Origin of the sequence: Seohaeicola saemankumensis, from assembly GCF_042678485.1 — a bacterium.
Classification (GTDB): domain Bacteria; phylum Pseudomonadota; class Alphaproteobacteria; order Rhodobacterales; family Rhodobacteraceae; genus Seohaeicola; species Seohaeicola saemankumensis.
Genome location: NZ_JBHTKR010000004.1, coordinates 204,612 through 219,313 on the forward strand (window position 1 = coordinate 204,612; position 14,702 = coordinate 219,313).

The 14,702-nt window shown below is 58.1% G+C and carries 14 protein-coding genes; 4 read left to right on the top strand and 10 right to left on the bottom strand.

The window, feature by feature from the left end:
- Positions 1-67: 67 nt before the first annotated feature.
- Complete coding sequence (gene mutS, locus ACFQ3C_RS10640) at positions 68-2,683, top strand: DNA mismatch repair protein MutS (protein ID WP_380792125.1); 2,616 nt, start codon at positions 68-70, stop codon at positions 2,681-2,683.
- A 40-nt stretch (positions 2,684-2,723) separates the two neighbouring features.
- Here the strand turns inward: mutS and ACFQ3C_RS10645 are convergent, their stop codons facing one another.
- Together ACFQ3C_RS10645 and hrcA are read right to left on the bottom strand one after the other, a co-directional pair.
- The gene (locus ACFQ3C_RS10645; RefSeq protein ID WP_380791508.1) at positions 2,724-3,287 is read right to left on the bottom strand and encodes a nucleotide exchange factor GrpE; all 564 of its coding nucleotides are present in this window, start codon (positions 3,285-3,287) and stop codon (positions 2,724-2,726) included.
- A gap of 9 nt (positions 3,288-3,296) precedes the next feature.
- On the bottom strand, positions 3,297-4,361 hold the full coding sequence (hrcA, locus tag ACFQ3C_RS10650; RefSeq protein ID WP_380791510.1) for a heat-inducible transcriptional repressor HrcA: 1,065 nt from the start codon (positions 4,359-4,361) through the stop codon (positions 3,297-3,299).
- Positions 4,362-4,476: 115 nt separating this feature from the next.
- Between hrcA and rph the strand changes: the two genes are divergently transcribed.
- The 3 genes from rph to hemW are packed head-to-tail and all read left to right on the top strand — an operon-like array spanning position 4,477 to position 6,944.
- On the top strand, positions 4,477-5,193 hold the full coding sequence (gene rph / locus ACFQ3C_RS10655) for a ribonuclease PH (RefSeq protein WP_380791512.1): 717 nt from the start codon (positions 4,477-4,479) through the stop codon (positions 5,191-5,193).
- Entirely contained in the window at positions 5,186-5,794 is a 609-nt protein-coding gene (rdgB, locus tag ACFQ3C_RS10660) for an RdgB/HAM1 family non-canonical purine NTP pyrophosphatase (RefSeq protein WP_380791514.1), read from the top strand. Before rph ends, rdgB begins: the two co-directional genes overlap by 8 nt.
- Complete coding sequence (hemW, locus tag ACFQ3C_RS10665) at positions 5,757-6,944, top strand: radical SAM family heme chaperone HemW (protein WP_380791516.1); 1,188 nt, start codon at positions 5,757-5,759, stop codon at positions 6,942-6,944. Before rdgB ends, hemW begins: the two co-directional genes overlap by 38 nt.
- A gap of 5 nt (positions 6,945-6,949) precedes the next feature.
- Here the strand turns inward: hemW and ACFQ3C_RS10670 are convergent, their stop codons facing one another.
- The 8 genes from ACFQ3C_RS10670 to ACFQ3C_RS10705 all read right to left on the bottom strand — a co-directional run bounded on the left by ACFQ3C_RS10670 (position 6,950) and on the right by ACFQ3C_RS10705 (position 14,637).
- A complete protein-coding gene (locus tag ACFQ3C_RS10670; protein ID WP_380791518.1) occupies positions 6,950-7,855 on the bottom strand; it encodes a ParB/RepB/Spo0J family partition protein in 906 nt (301 codons plus the stop codon).
- Complete coding sequence (locus ACFQ3C_RS10675; protein WP_380791520.1) at positions 7,852-8,679, bottom strand: ParA family protein; 828 nt, start codon at positions 8,677-8,679, stop codon at positions 7,852-7,854. The genes ACFQ3C_RS10670 and ACFQ3C_RS10675 overlap by 4 nt, the downstream gene beginning before the upstream one ends.
- Positions 8,672-9,289, bottom strand: coding sequence for a 16S rRNA (guanine(527)-N(7))-methyltransferase RsmG (gene rsmG / locus ACFQ3C_RS10680; RefSeq protein ID WP_380791522.1), 618 nt, complete (start codon positions 9,287-9,289; stop codon positions 8,672-8,674). Before rsmG ends, ACFQ3C_RS10675 begins: the two co-directional genes overlap by 8 nt.
- Positions 9,286-11,163 carry a tRNA uridine-5-carboxymethylaminomethyl(34) synthesis enzyme MnmG gene (gene mnmG, locus ACFQ3C_RS10685; RefSeq protein WP_380791524.1) on the bottom strand — a complete coding sequence of 626 codons (1,878 nt, stop codon included), beginning with the start codon at positions 11,161-11,163 and terminating at the stop codon, positions 9,286-9,288. The genes rsmG and mnmG overlap by 4 nt, the downstream gene beginning before the upstream one ends.
- Positions 11,164-11,166: 3 nt before the next feature.
- On the bottom strand, positions 11,167-12,453 hold the full coding sequence (gene mnmE, locus ACFQ3C_RS10690; RefSeq protein WP_380791526.1) for a tRNA uridine-5-carboxymethylaminomethyl(34) synthesis GTPase MnmE: 1,287 nt from the start codon (positions 12,451-12,453) through the stop codon (positions 11,167-11,169).
- 34 nt (positions 12,454-12,487) lie between these two features.
- On the bottom strand, positions 12,488-13,777 hold the full coding sequence (gene rho, locus ACFQ3C_RS10695; protein WP_380791528.1) for a transcription termination factor Rho: 1,290 nt from the start codon (positions 13,775-13,777) through the stop codon (positions 12,488-12,490).
- A gap of 121 nt (positions 13,778-13,898) precedes the next feature.
- Positions 13,899-14,348 carry a protoporphyrinogen oxidase HemJ gene (gene hemJ / locus ACFQ3C_RS10700; protein WP_380791530.1) on the bottom strand — a complete coding sequence of 150 codons (450 nt, stop codon included), beginning with the start codon at positions 14,346-14,348 and terminating at the stop codon, positions 13,899-13,901.
- A gap of 139 nt (positions 14,349-14,487) precedes the next feature.
- The gene (locus ACFQ3C_RS10705) at positions 14,488-14,637 is read right to left on the bottom strand and encodes a hypothetical protein (RefSeq protein WP_380791532.1); all 150 of its coding nucleotides are present in this window, start codon (positions 14,635-14,637) and stop codon (positions 14,488-14,490) included.
- Positions 14,638-14,702: the final 65 nt, after the last annotated feature.

Genomic DNA, 14,702 nt, shown 5'->3' on the forward strand with positions numbered 1-14,702 from the left:
AGATTTGTAAGGTCTGCCAAGAAAACGAGGGGACGCCGTGACAGCAGACCAAGCCGCCACCACGCCGATGATGGCACAATATCTGGGGATCAAGACGCAATATCCGGGAGCGCTTCTGTTCTACCGGATGGGCGACTTCTACGAGATGTTCTTTGAGGATGCCGTTGCCGCCTCTCAGGCGCTGGATATTGCGCTGACAAAACGCGGTCAGCATGACGGGCAGGACATCCCGATGTGCGGGGTGCCCGTCCATTCCGCAGAAGGTTACCTGTTGACCCTGATCCGCAAGGGCTTCCGCGTCGCGGTTTGCGAGCAGCTTGAGGATCCGGCAGAGGCCAAGAAGCGCGGATCGAAATCCGTGGTCAAGCGCGATGTGGTTCGGTTGGTGACCCCCGGAACGCTGACCGAGGAATCCCTGCTGGAAGCGCGGCGCAACAATTACCTTTGCGCCTTTTCCGTTGTGCGGGACGATGCGGCGCTGGCTTGGGTCGATATTTCCACGGGTGAATGCCATGTGATGCAGATTGCACCCGTCAGGCTGGGGCCGGAACTGGCGCGGCTGATGCCGTCAGAGGTTGTCATCTCGGAAGCGGCAGAGGCAGATCTGGCCGGAATCGTGACTGAATCGGGCGCATCCCTGACGCCGCTGGGCCGCGCGGCGTTTGACAGCACCGCGGCGGAAAAACGCCTGTGTACGCTGTACGGGATAGGTTCGCTTGATGCTTATGGCACGTTTTCCCGCGCAGAGGTGTCGGCCCTGGGCGCCTTGGTCGAATACCTGGACATCACCCAGAAGGGGAAGCTGCCGCTGCTGCGCCCGCCCGTGCGGGAAGCCGAAGCCGGGGTCATGCAGATCGACGCCGCGACGCGGCGCAATCTGGAACTGACCCATGCGCTTGGCGGTGGACGGGCGGGTGCGCTTCTGTCTGCGATAGATCGCACGGTAACGGCTGGCGGTGCGCGGCTGCTTGAGCGGCGGTTGTCCAGCCCGGCCCGCGATCTGGAAACGGTGAATAACAGGCTCGATTCCGTGGCGTTTATCCATGACAACAGACGGCTTGGGGATGATCTGCGCGAGGCGCTTCGCAAGGTGCCGGACCTGGACCGTGCGTTGTCACGCCTTGCACTGGATCGCGGTGGTCCACGTGACCTTGCGGCGATCCGCAACGGCCTGGAACAGGCCGACAGGATCGCCACATTGCTGCAGGGCCACGACCTGCCTGCACTTTTTTCAGGCGCCGCACGCGCGCTTGGGGGTCACGATGTGCTGATCGACCTGCTTGGCCAGGCGCTTGTCGCCGAACCGCCGCTTCTGGCAAGGGATGGTGGGTTCATTGCTGCGGGTCACGACAGCGAACTGGACGAAATGCGCGCCCTGCGGGACGAGGGGCGCTCGGTTATCGCAAGAATGCAGACCGAATATGCCAGCCAGACAGGCATCCAGTCCCTCAAGATCAAGCATAACAATGTTCTGGGCTACTTCATCGAAGTGACGGCAACACATGCCGAGCGAATGCTGTCCGAACCGCTGTCCGATATATTTCGGCACCGGCAGACAACGGCAAACCAGCTTCGCTTCACCACGCCTGATCTGACCGAAATGGAAACCCGCATCCTGAACGCTGGCGGCCAGGCGCTGGAGATCGAAAAGCGGCTCTATTCCGCCTTGAAAGATGCAATTCTGGATAGCGCTGCCCGCATCGGCGGCACAGCACGGGCCCTTGCAGAACTTGATCTATCCAGCGCGCTTGCCGATCTCGCACGCGGTGAAAACTGGACCAGGCCGCTTGTGGACAAATCGCGCCGCCTGCTGATCGAAGGCGGGCGGCATCCGGTTGTCGAACAGTCGCTTCGCAAGCAGGGCGGCGCGCCTTTCGTTGCAAATGATTGCGACCTGGGCGATGGCACGGATATCTGGCTTCTGACGGGTCCGAACATGGCGGGGAAATCAACATTCCTGCGGCAAACAGCTTTGATCGCGCTACTGGCTCAAATCGGCAGTTTCGTACCTGCTTCCCGCGCCGAAATCGGGCTGGTGAGCCAGCTTTTCAGCCGTGTGGGCGCGTCGGACGATCTGGCCCGCGGGCGGTCGACCTTCATGGTGGAGATGGTGGAAACGGCAGCCATCCTCAATCAGGCTGACGATCATGCGCTTGTGATCCTGGATGAAATCGGGCGCGGCACGGCCACCTATGACGGTCTGTCGATTGCATGGGCAACACTGGAACATCTTCATGACGTGAACAGATGTCGCGCCCTGTTTGCGACCCATTACCACGAGCTGACAGCCCTGGCCGGAAAGCTTGAACGTGTGGACAACGCGACCGTCACCGTCAAGGAATTTGAGGGCGACGTCATCTTCCTGCACGAAGTGCGAAAAGGCGCCGCTGACAGGTCGTACGGTGTTCAGGTCGCGAAACTGGCAGGGCTTCCCGACGCCGTGGTCAGCCGCGCACGTGTCGTTCTGGATGCGCTTGAAAAGGGCGAACGCGAAGGCGCGGGTAAGCAAAAGGCCATCATAGACGATCTGCCGCTTTTCTCGATGGCGGCGCCGCCCCCGGCACCACCACCGCAAAAGTCTTCGGCGCTGGAGGACCGCATGCAGGCGATTCATCCAGATGAGCTGACCCCGCGAGAAGCGCTTCAACTGATCTATGAATTGAAAGAGGCGTCGCAGACCTGATCGCGACGCCCCTTTTCCTGATCTTGTAGGTGGCTTTTCGTCAGCTTGCGGGCATCGAAGAAACACCGACCTGGGCCGGGCGCAACAAACGGTCATGCAACATGAACCCGTCGCCCGATACCTGGATGATGTCACCGGCCTTGGTGCCCGGCACAGGCGCCTCGAACATCGCTTGATGCATCTGCGGATCGAAACGGTCGCCGACCTGCGGGCTGATGACCTTGATGCCGTGCTTTCCAAACACGCTCAGAAGTTCGCGCAGCGTCAGCTCCACGCCTTCCAGCAAGGGACCAAAGCTCGCGCGCTGTTCGTCCGTGGCAACTTCAAGGGCGCGCTTGAGGTTGTCGTGCACCGGCAACAGATCCCGGGCCAGCTTGGATCCGCCATACTGTTCTGCTTCGCGACGGTCCTTTTCGGAACGCTTGCGGGCATTCTCGGCATCCGCAAGGGCGCGCATGAACCGGTCTTTCAGCTCATCGCGTTCTGCCCGCAGGGTATCCAGTTCGATTGCCTCGTCGCTATACTCGATCGAATCCTCGGCATATTCCTCGGCCTCGGCGGCTTCGATATCATCAAGGAAATCGTCTTTCTTCGGCTCTGCCATAACTCACCTCTATTTCCGGTCGGATATCATGCGCCCGACCAGTTGTGCCGTGTAGTCCACGATCGGCACAATCCGTCCATAGTTCAGGCGCGTGGGTCCAATGACCCCAACCGCGCCGATGATCTTCCGATCAGCGTTCATATATGGACTGACCACCAAAGAGGAACCCGAAAGTGAGAAAAGTTTGTTCTCTGACCCGATAAAAATGCGCACACCTTCACCTTCCTGGGCAAGGTCCAGGAACTCGGCGATGTCTTTCTTTCTTTCGAGATCATCGAACAGATGGCGGATACGGTCCAGCTCCTCGTCACCGCCTGCAGCGCTAAGCAGGTTCGACCGCCCCCTGACGATCAGACGCTCTGGCGCATCCCCGTCACCGGCCCACAGGGCGATGCCGCTTTCCACCAAAGCATGGGCCAAACTGTCGATTTCCTGGCGACGCGCGTGTATCTCGCGGCGGATGGCGGTTTGCAGGTCGGAAAGGGTTTTCCCTTCGATTAACGCATTCAGGAAATTCGCGGCTTCGCGCATGGATGAAGGCGTCTGACCTGCGGGGGGCGTGAACAGCCTGTTCTCGACATGCCCATCGGCAAAGACCAGAACCACAAGCGCACGATCGTGCCCCAGGTTGACGAATTCCACATGCTTGATCGGCGCTTCGTGCTTTGGCGCCAGCACAAGTGACGCACCGCGTGTGACGCCAGACAAGGCCGTGCTGATCCTGTCCAGCATACCGGTCACGTCTGACGTATTGCTGCCAAGTGTTTCATCGATCTTGATGCGGTCCTGTTCGTTCAGGTCGCTGACCTCCAGCAAACCATCGACGAACATCCGCAGCCCGCGCTGCGTCGGAATGCGGCCTGCGCTGACATGGGGGCTGCCCAGAAGCCCGAGATATTCCAGGTCCTGCATCACGTTGCGGATCGTCGCCGCGCTGACCTTTTCCGACATGGTGCGCGTCAAGGTTCGGCTGCCGACAGGATCGCCGCTTTCCAGATAGCCTTCGACAACGCGGCGAAACACTTCGCGCGAGCGGTCGTTCATCTCATCGAGGATGGATTTTCCTTCGGTCATCGCGGGCTTTCCTGATGGAGCACCATTAAAGAGCTTGTGTCGGAAAGGTCAATCAGGCTTGCGTTTCGGCCTCTGTGGACTGTATCCCCGGCGATAACTCAGGAAAGGTTCCGACATGCGCCCCTCTGGCAGAAAACTAAGTGAAATGCGCCCGATTTCAATCGAAACCGGCGTGACCAAGCACGCCGAAGGCTCTTGCATGATCCGCATGGGCGATACCCATGTGCTGTGCACCGCAACGATCGAGGATCGCGTGCCCCCTTTCATCAAGGGAAGCGGCCTTGGCTGGGTCACGGCGGAATATGGAATGCTTCCCCGGTCTACCACAAGCCGGATGCGTCGCGAAGCGGCAAGCGGCAAACAGGGCGGCCGGACTGTTGAAATCCAGCGCCTGATCGGGCGTTCGCTGCGTGCGGGCGTCGATCGTGTGGCGCTGGGCGAACGCCAGATCACTGTTGATTGCGACGTGATCCAGGCCGATGGCGGAACACGTTGTGCATCGATTACGGGCGGCTGGGTCGCGCTGCGTCTGGCCGTGGACAAGCTGATGAAGACAGGCGCGGTGATCAGTGATCCGCTGATCGAACCCGTGGCGGCGGTGTCCTGCGGGATTTACGCAGGCCAGGCGGTTCTTGATCTGGACTACCCCGAAGACAGCGAAGCTGGCGTGGATGGAAATTTCATCATGCTGGCCAGCGGAAAACTGATCGAGGTTCAGATGTCTGCGGAAGGCGCCACATATTCCCGCGCGCAGATGAACGAGCTTCTGGATCTTGCAGAAATTGGCGTGAAGGGCCTTGTCGCAGCGCAAAGGGCGGCTGTCGATGCGTAGGTTCTCGGGTGATCGTCTTCTGGTTGCCACTCATAACAAGGGCAAACTGGAAGAGATTGCCGATCTGCTTGCCCCTTTTGATGTCAAAGTTGTCGGCGCGGCCGATCTGAACCTGCCAGAGCCGGACGAGACCGAGACGACCTTTATCGGGAATGCCCGGATCAAGGCCCATGCCGCGGCGCAGGTAACGGGCTTACCCGCACTGGCGGACGATTCGGGGATCGCAATCGATGCACTGGGCGGTGCGCCCGGCGTTTACACGGCGGATTGGGCGGAAACCCCTAACGGGCGCGACTTCATCATGGCCATGACCCGCGCCCATGACGCGCTGGAAGCGGCGAATGCGCCCTATCCACGACGGGCGCAATTCTGCTGCACCCTTGTGCTTGCCTGGCCCGATGGTCACGACGAGGTGTTTGAAGGCGTGATGCCCGGGCAGGTTGTCTGGCCCATGCGCGGCGATCAGGGGCATGGCTACGATCCGATTTTTCAGCCGGACGGTTACGACCAGACATTTGCTGAAATGGATCGCTGGGAAAAGAACCGCATCAGCCACCGCGCCGATGCTTTCCGGAAACTGGTGGCTGGTTGCTTTGGCTGAAGATTGGCAACAGGGCGGTTTCGCCATCTACCTGCATTGGCCATTCTGCCAGGCCAAATGTCCCTATTGCGACTTCAACAGCCATGTCGCGCGGGAAATCGACCAGACAAGATGGCTTGCAGCCTATCAGCGGGAAATCGACCGATATGCCCTTGAAACACCGGGGCGCGTACTGACCTCGATCTTTTTTGGCGGCGGAACGCCCAGCTTGATGAACCCTGATGTCGTCGCAGGGGTGCTTGAACGGATCAGACATCATTGGCCACAGGCAAATGATCTGGAAGTCACGCTGGAAGCCAACCCAGGATCGGTGGAGGCGGGCCGCTTCAAAGCCTATGCCGAGGCAGGCGTCAGCCGGATTTCCATGGGTATTCAAGCACTTAACGACAAGGATCTGCAAAGACTAGGCCGCATCCATTCAACGGCCGAGGCGATGGCGGCCTTTGACATAGCGCGTGATCACTTTGATAGGGTCAGTTTCGATCTGATATATGCCCGGCAGGACCAATCACTGGCCGACTGGAAAACAGAGCTGAAACAAGCACTTGGCATGGCTGTAGACCATCTGTCCCTGTATCAGCTGACAATCGAGGAGGGCACCGCCTTCGGCGATCGGTACGCACGCGGCAAACTAAAGGGGCTTCCTGCTGACGAACTTTCGGCAGACATGTACCAGGCAACGCAGGACATCTGCGAAGATGCCGGTTTCTTGACCTACGAAGTATCGAACCATGCCCGCGTGGGGGCCGAATCCCGGCATAACAGGGTCTATTGGCGCTATGGCGACTATGTTGGCATTGGTCCGGGCGCACATGGTCGCCTGACGCTGAACGGCCAACGTCACGCGATCGAGGCATGGAGCAACCCGGGCAAATGGCTTGCTGCCGTGGACAACGGCACCTGCGAAAAGGAACGTCTGCCGCTTTCCGGCGATGACCAGGCAAACGAATTCCTGATGATGGGCCTGCGCCTGGCCGAAGGGATTGATCCTTCACGATTTCAATCACTTGCCGGCAGAGCTTTGCCCCAGGACAGGCTTGATCACCTGTCAGCGCTTGGCATGATCGAGAAAGACAGCAACCGCATCACTGTCACGCGGCAAGGCCGCATGGTTCTGAATGCCATCCTGTCGGACCTGCTGACCAACTGATCCTGTCAGGACCCAAGCTTTTGGCAAAGCTCGTCCAATTGATCCAGCGAGTCATACCGGATCGAGATCAGACCCGATTCCTGCCCATTATCATGCGTAATCAAGACTTTCATACCAAGGTTCGCTGACAGATCCGCCTCAAGCGCCCGCGTGTCGGCATCCTTCTCAGGGGCGCTACGCTTCTTGGTCTCTGCATCGCCACCTGTGCCGGCAGGCTTGTCTTCAGCCTTTGCAAGACGCTCGGTTTCACGAACCGACAAACCACCCTGGATCACCTTGCGTGCCAAAGCGGCCGGATCTTTGGCCGTAATCAAGGCGCGCGCGTGACCCGCGGACAGTTTTCCCTCGCGAAGATAGGCCTGAACCTCATCCGGCAATTGCAGCAAACGCACAAGGTTGGCGATGTGGCTACGGCTTTTCCCAAGGACGTCAGACAGCTTTTCTTGTGTGTGACCAAACTTTTCCATCAACTGCTTGTAGCCGACGGCTTCTTCCATCGGGTTCAGGTCTGCACGCTGAATGTTTTCGATGATCGCGATTTCCAGCACCTCGACATCGTCGAAATCTCGCACCAACACGGGAAGCTCATGGAGTTGCGCCATCTGTGCAGCGCGCCAGCGACGTTCGCCGGCAACGATCTCGAATGTGCCGTCTTGCTGCGCGCGCCGACGGACGATCAGCGGCTGAATGATCCCCTTTTCGCGCAGGGAGGCCGCCAAATCTTCCAATTGCTCGGCAACGAAGCTTCGACGGGGCTGCTGTGGGTTTGGGAAGACCTTTTCGATCGGTACAAGAAAATCAGGGCGGCGTGCCTGGGCAGAGTCGCCACGATCATCCTGAACAGCAACATCGGCCATCAACGCGGACAAACCACGGCCCAAACCACGGGTTTTCGGCTTTTTGTCGGTCATGTTGCTACACCCTCACTGACGGCCGCACGGCCATGGTTTTTCAATAGCTCTTTTGCAAGATCCAGATATGCCCGTGCGCCCTTGGACTCAGGATCATAATCCAGAACGGACTGGGCGAAAGACGGGGCCTCGGATAGTCGAACGTTGCGCGGGATGACCGTGCTGAACACCAGCTCTCCCAGGTTTTCACGCGCGTCGGCTTCGACCTGCTGAGACAAGTTGTTGCGTATATCATACATGGTCAACACAACACCTTCGATACGCAGCGCCTCATTCGCGGTCTGACGGACTTCGCGAATAGTCAGCATCAGTTGCGACAAACCCTCGAGCGCAAAGAACTCCGACTGCAGGGGGACCAGAACCGAATGCGCGGCGACCATGGCATTGACCGTCAACAGGTTCAGCGATGGCGGGCAATCGATCAGTACATAGTCAAAGGCAAGGTCATCCATCGCATACTGACGTAGCGCGTCATGGAGCAGGAAGCTGCGCTTTTCATTGGATACCAGCTCGACATCGGCCGAACTCAGATCGACGGTCGCAGGCACGATGAACAGCCCCGCATTCGCAGTAGGCTTGATCACTTCGGACAGGCTGACGTCATCCAGCAAAAGCTCATAGGTGGTGTACTCCCGGTCATCGACCTCGATCCCAAGACCGGTCGATGCGTTGCCTTGTGGATCAAGATCAACAACCAATACCTTTACACCCAGCTTCGCCAAGGCAGCACCCAGGTTGATTGTCGTGGTGGTCTTGCCGACCCCACCCTTCTGGTTCGCAATTGCAATGATTCGCGGCCCGGGCGGGCGAAGCGGGTCAGACACGTGCTATATCTCCGATTTTCAGGATCACGGATCCCTTTTCCGTTTCACTCTCAACGGCTTGACAGGAGAATGACCATTCCTGCCTTGCCTCTTCAACCTCTTTTTCCCAGGTTGCGCCTTTAGAAAAAAGCGCGACGCCTGTAGGCGAAAGATGCCTGTCTGCAAAACCCAGCAGCGTCTTCAGATCTGCAAGCGCGCGGGCCGACAACACATCTGCATTCTGCGGCGAAAGCGCTTCGATCCTTTCACAGATGACGCTGCCCGGAACGGCTGTTTCGCGCAGGGCTGTCCTGAGGAAAGCAGCCTTCCTTCCATCACTCTCGACAAGTCGCACCGCCTTCTGGGCGGGAGATTCCGCAGCCAATATTGCCACGACGACGCCCGGCAGCCCGCCTCCACTGCCAAGATCAACCCAGCTGTCAAAGGTATCTGGCCCCGCCCTGTAAACCTGAAGCGAGTCGCGTATATGTCGGGACCAGATGAACGGCACACTGGACCGCGAGATCAGGTTGATCTTGAGGGTCCACTTTTCAAGAAGCGACGCATAGCATTGCAGCCTGTCAAATGTTTCACGTGAAACATTCAGATCCTCTGCGGACACTGGAGTCACGCAAGCCTCTCTCGGCGAGCCTGGCGAAGCTTCGCCAAGATCAGCGTCAGTGCAGCCGGCGTCATTCCATCGATCTTCGCGGCCTGATGCAAATTGGCTGGTCGAGCGCGCGCCAGCTTTGTTTTCAACTCGTTCGAAAGACCATCAATGCCGGAAAACGTGAAATCCGCCGGGATTTCCTGCATTTCATCCCGCCGGATCGCATCGACATCACGCTGCTGCCGCTCAATATAGGTGGCGTAAAGTGCATCCTTGGCCAGCTGTTCTTGAATCTCGGGTGAAATAATTTCCAGCGACGCATCAAGCTGAATCAGATGAGCAAAAGTCACATCGGGATAGGACAACAACTGAAAGGCAGAGCGCCGCGCGCCATCCTGATTCAAGGCCAACCCCAGACCGTTTAGCGCCTTTGGCGTATGGCTGCTTTGGTCAAGCAGACGTCGTCCTGCAACAAGTGCATCCATCTTTCTCGAAAACGACTCAGCCCTTGCCGAACCCACGCAACCGATTGCCATTGCCTTTGGCGTCAAGCGCTGATCGGCGTTATCCGCCCGCAACGACAGGCGAAACTCCGCGCGGGAGGTAAACATGCGGTAAGGCTCCGTCACGCCGCGCGACACAAGATCGTCGATCATCACGCCGATATAGCTGTCGGAACGACTGAAGGTGACAGCATCCCGACCAAGGGCCTCGGACGCCGCGTTCAAGCCAGCGACCAGACCTTGCGCTGCCGCCTCCTCGTACCCGGTCGTGCCGTTGATCTGACCAGCCAGGTACAGCCCTGGAACCGTCCGCACAGCCAGACGCAGGTCAAGCGCACGGGGGTCCACATAGTCATATTCGATGGCGTAGCCGGGTTGCAGAATAACCGCGTCTTCCAGACCCACAATCGAGTGGACATAGTCACGCTGCACATCCTCGGGCAAGGAGGTCGATATGCCGTTGGGATAGACCGTATGATCATCAAGCCCTTCAGGCTCGAGGAAAATCTGATGAGACGTCTTGTCCGCAAAGCGAACGACCTTGTCTTCTATCGACGGGCAATACCGAGGCCCGACACCTTCGATATGGCCGCCATACATGGCGGATCTTTCAAGGTTCTTCTGGATGATCTCGTGTGTGCGTTCATTCGTATGCGTGATACCGCAGGCAACCTGACGCAGTGGCGGTGACTTCGACAAGAAGGAAAACATCACCGGATCATCATCGCCCGGCTGCGACTCAAGCCGATCCCAGGCAATCGTCCGCCCATCAATGCGCGGCGGCGTTCCGGTCTTCAGCCGGCCAAGGGGCAAACCGAAGCTGTCAATACGATGCGCCAAAGGCACCGACGGTTTGTCGCCCATACGACCACCCGGCCGGGACACGTTGCCGATATGGATGACGCCCCGCAGGAAGGTACCAGTGGTCAATACCACCGCCCCGGCGCGCAAGTCGACATCGTCGGCCAGCTTTACACCGCTGACGCGATCCCGATCCATGATGAAATCGGTCACTTCGCCTTCGACGATGACAAGGTTGGGCAGCAACACAAGCTCGCTTTGCATCGTTTCGCGATAAACCTTGCGATCCGATTGCGCGCGCGGGCCCTGCACGGCGGGGCCCTTTCTGCGATTCAAAAGCCGAAACTGGATGCCGGAACAATCCGCCACGCGGCCCATTACGCCATCCATTGCATCAATCTCGCGCACCAGATGGCCTTTTCCAAGCCCACCAATGGCCGGATTGCAGGACATGACGCCAATGCTGTCGCGCCGCAACGTCACAAGCGCGGTGCGCGCACCAAGGCGCGCGGCCGCATGCGCGGCCTCGGCACCGGCGTGGCCACCGCCAACAACGATGACATCGAAATCAGATTGTTTCACGTGAAACATGTCTCACTTCCCGACACAGAAGCTGGAGAAAATCTCATCCAGCAGATTTTCCACATCCACACGACCCACAAGCGATTCAAGCGCGCGCACTGCCTGACGAACCTCTTCAGCCGCAAGATCGTATAGATCAGGCCCCAGCTCCAACTTTTCAGATGCCGCGTCCAGCGCCAAGACGGCGCGCTGCATCGCGACGCGGTGACGCTCTCTGGTGGCAACACCAAGAGAGCCCAGCCGACCTGACAGCCTGTTGCTGATGTTCTCTATCAGAGATTCGATCCCATCGCCACTCATCCCGGACACGGCATCGGTCTTGTCAGTCAGCAAGTCCGCCTTTGCCTTGAGCACGATATCGCCAGACTCGGGTGTCATATCCGGCGCATCGCTGCCTTCAACCAGAAAAACCCGCAAATCCGCAGCAGCGGCACGTTCGCGCGCGCGACGAATCCCGATCTCTTCGATGGCATCAGTGGTTTCACGCAAACCCGCGGTATCCAGCAGCGTCACAGGGATGCCGCCAATATCCATCCGAACTTCGATGACATCGCGCGTTGTGCCAGCAAACTCTGATGTGATCGCAGCTTCACGGCCTGCAAGCGCATTCAGCAGCGTGGATTTGCCGACATTGGGCGCGCCAACGATCGCCACCTCAAAGCCGGACCGAATGCGTTCCGCGGTCGTGACCCCCTCACTTTCACGCGCAAGCGCGATTCTGACCCCTGTCAAAAGTTCGGAAACCTCCGGGGTCACATCAACGGGAACCTCTTCGTCAGCAAAATCGATCGTCGCCTCAAGCAGCGCTGCGGCGCGGATCAGGTCACGCCGCCACCCTTCCGCAAGCTTTCCAAGGTCGCCCGACAAAACGCGCAGCGCCTGACGGCGCTGCGCCTCTGTCTCTGCATCTATCAGGTCGGCAAGACCTTCGACCTGGGCAAGATCTATGCAACCGTTTTCAAGAGCGCGGCGCGTGAATTCGCCCGCTTCAGCAGCACGCAAACCCGGCATCGACGACAGCACGCGCAGTACCGCACTGATGACAGCTATGCTGCCATGCAGGTGGAGCTCTACGACCTTTTCACCAGTAAAACTGGCGCCCTCCTCGAACACGAGAACCAACGCCTCATCCAACCGGACCCCTGCACTGTCCGACAGCACGCGGACCGAAGCAATCCTTACCGCCGGCAGATCGCCGCACAGCGCGCGGCAGACATCATGCGACTCTGGGCCAGAAATGCGAACAACAGCCACCCCCGCCCTGCCTTGCGCGGTGGCAAGCGCGAAAATCGTGTCCATGATAGTTGTAACCTTTTGTTTTATAGTGAAAAAGTTACGAATTCATAGAATCGAAGAACTCGCCGTTGGTTTTCGTTTGCTTGAGCTTCGAAATCAGGAATTCAATCGCGTCCGTCGTGCCCATCGGGTTAAGGATCCTGCGCAGCACGAAGGTCTTGTGAAGATCCTTTGCATCCACCAACAGATCCTCTTTCCGGGTACCAGACTTGAGGATGTCCATTGCCGGGAACACGCGCTTGTCGGCGACTTTGCGATCCAGCACGATCTCGGAGTTGCCGGTGCCCTTGAATTCTTCGAAGATGACCTCATCCATGCGGCTGCCGGTATCCACCAGCGCCGTTGCGATGATCGTCAAGGACCCGCCTTCTTCCACGTTGCGTGCCGCGCCAAAGAAACGCTTGGGCCGCTGCAGCGCGTTGGCGTCAACACCGCCGGTCAGGACCTTGCCCGAGGACGGGACAACCGTGTTGAACGCCCGACCAAGACGGGTGATGCTGTCCAGCAGGATGACGACATCGCGCTTATGCTCGACCAGACGCTTGGCTTTTTCGATCACCATCTCTGACACGGCGACATGTCGGGTTGCCGGCTCATCGAATGTCGACGAGATCACCTCGCCTTTGACCGAGCGCTGCATGTCCGTCACTTCTTCGGGACGTTCATCGATCAGCAGAACGATCAGATAGCATTCTGGGTGATTGCGTTCGATCGAATGCGCGATGTTCTGCAACAGCACCGTTTTACCTGTGCGCGGCGGGGCGACGATCAGCGAGCGCTGACCCTTGCCGATCGGTGCCACCAGATCGATGATGCGCGCGGAACGATCCTTGATCGTCGGATCTTCGATTTCCATCTTCAGGCGTTCGTCGGGATAAAGCGGGGTCAGGTTCTCGAACGCGATCTTGTGGCGTGCCTTTTCAGGGTCCTCGAAATTGATCGAGTTCACACTGGTCAGTGCAAAATACCGCTCGGTTTCCTCAGGCGCCTTCATGACACCTTCGATGGAATCGCCGGTACGCAAGGCGTACTGCCGGATCATTTCAGGCGAGACGTAGATATCGTCCGGACCGGGAAGATAGTTCGCTTCGGGCGAGCGCAGGAAGCCGAACCCGTCCTGAAGAACCTCCAGAACACCATCACCGCCGATTTCCCAACCCTCTTCCGCCATCTCTTTGAGAATGGCGAACATCATGTCGCCTTTGCGCATCGTGGACGCGTTCTCGATCTCGAGATCCTCGGCCATGGCCAACAGATCCTTGGGGCTTTTCGCCTTCAGATCGGAAAGGTTCAGGCGTTCGATGGTTTGGGTGGCATCGTCGTTCATGGGAATATCCTGAAGACCGGGCACAACCGCGGCGCTTGGTCTTATTTGAAATGGAAACATCCGCCCGGACGGGCGGCTTGGACAGGTCTTTAGGTAAATCCTGGTCTCAAGTCAATTCTGATCAGAATTTAACGACAACCGCCACGACGATCACGATCATCAGGATTGTCGGGACCTCGTTCATGATCCGGTAGTTCCGGCCAGAAAGGACGTTTGCACCAGCCGCGAATTCCTTGCGCCGCTGGCCCAGCCACATGTGAAACCACGTCATCGCTATGACCGCAGCAGCCTTGGCCCAGGGCCAGAGTGCTGACCAATCCACGATCCCCGGTGTCATGGCAAGGATCAGCCCGAACACCCATACCACGATGATCGAAGGGTTCATGATGTAGCGATACAGCTTGAACTCCATCACCGTGAATATCTGATCGCGGCTGTCACCTGGTTTGGACTGCTCTGCGTGATACACGAACAGCCTTGGAAGGTAGAAGATACCTGCCATCCAGGTGATGACAGCCATGATATGGATCGACTTCATCCACGGATAGGCAAGGGTCAGGAAATCGGTCATGCGATCCTCGTCAGCGATGAACCCTCTTAAAAAATAAATAGATAAGAGAAAAGGATGATGTTTTTGTAGGTAGCACCCCTTCCTGTGGATTACCGGGTTACCCAACACCTATCCAAGTGTCGCAAAGCCTGTGGAACAGTCAGGGATAAAAACCGGCACCAATCAGGAAAGAATTAAGAACAAAGTAAAAACAATAACTTGAAAAGAGATCGGTTTGCTTTTTCCGGTGGATGGATTTTTCGACAACCCATGGGAAAAGCATGTTTTCCACAACGCTGGATTCATCCATTCCCCAGCGGGAAAAAACCCGTGGCGCATGCGGGTTATCCCGCGCCTGTCACCGCCTTGCATCCA

Excerpts from the sequence above, each read along its gene's own strand:
- mutS (WP_380792125.1), top strand. The coding sequence starts at position 68 with ATGATGGCACAATATCTGGGGATCAAGACGCAATATCCGGGAGCGCTT.
- ACFQ3C_RS10645 (WP_380791508.1), bottom strand. The coding sequence starts at position 3,287 with ATGGCAGAGCCGAAGAAAGACGATTTCCTTGATGATATCGAAGCCGCC.
- hrcA (WP_380791510.1), bottom strand. The coding sequence starts at position 4,361 with ATGACCGAAGGAAAATCCATCCTCGATGAGATGAACGACCGCTCGCGC.
- rph (WP_380791512.1), top strand. The coding sequence starts at position 4,477 with ATGCGCCCCTCTGGCAGAAAACTAAGTGAAATGCGCCCGATTTCAATC.
- rdgB (WP_380791514.1), top strand. The coding sequence starts at position 5,186 with ATGCGTAGGTTCTCGGGTGATCGTCTTCTGGTTGCCACTCATAACAAG.
- hemW (WP_380791516.1), top strand. The coding sequence starts at position 5,757 with ATGCTTTCCGGAAACTGGTGGCTGGTTGCTTTGGCTGAAGATTGGCAA.
- ACFQ3C_RS10670 (WP_380791518.1), bottom strand. The coding sequence starts at position 7,855 with ATGACCGACAAAAAGCCGAAAACCCGTGGTTTGGGCCGTGGTTTGTCC.
- mnmG (WP_380791524.1), bottom strand. The coding sequence starts at position 11,163 with ATGTTTCACGTGAAACAATCTGATTTCGATGTCATCGTTGTTGGCGGT.
- mnmE (WP_380791526.1), bottom strand. The coding sequence starts at position 12,453 with ATGGACACGATTTTCGCGCTTGCCACCGCGCAAGGCAGGGCGGGGGTG.
- rho (WP_380791528.1), bottom strand. The coding sequence starts at position 13,777 with ATGAACGACGATGCCACCCAAACCATCGAACGCCTGAACCTTTCCGAT.
- hemJ (WP_380791530.1), bottom strand. The coding sequence starts at position 14,348 with ATGACCGATTTCCTGACCCTTGCCTATCCGTGGATGAAGTCGATCCAT.
- ACFQ3C_RS10705 (WP_380791532.1), bottom strand. The coding sequence starts at position 14,637 with ATGGATGAATCCAGCGTTGTGGAAAACATGCTTTTCCCATGGGTTGTC.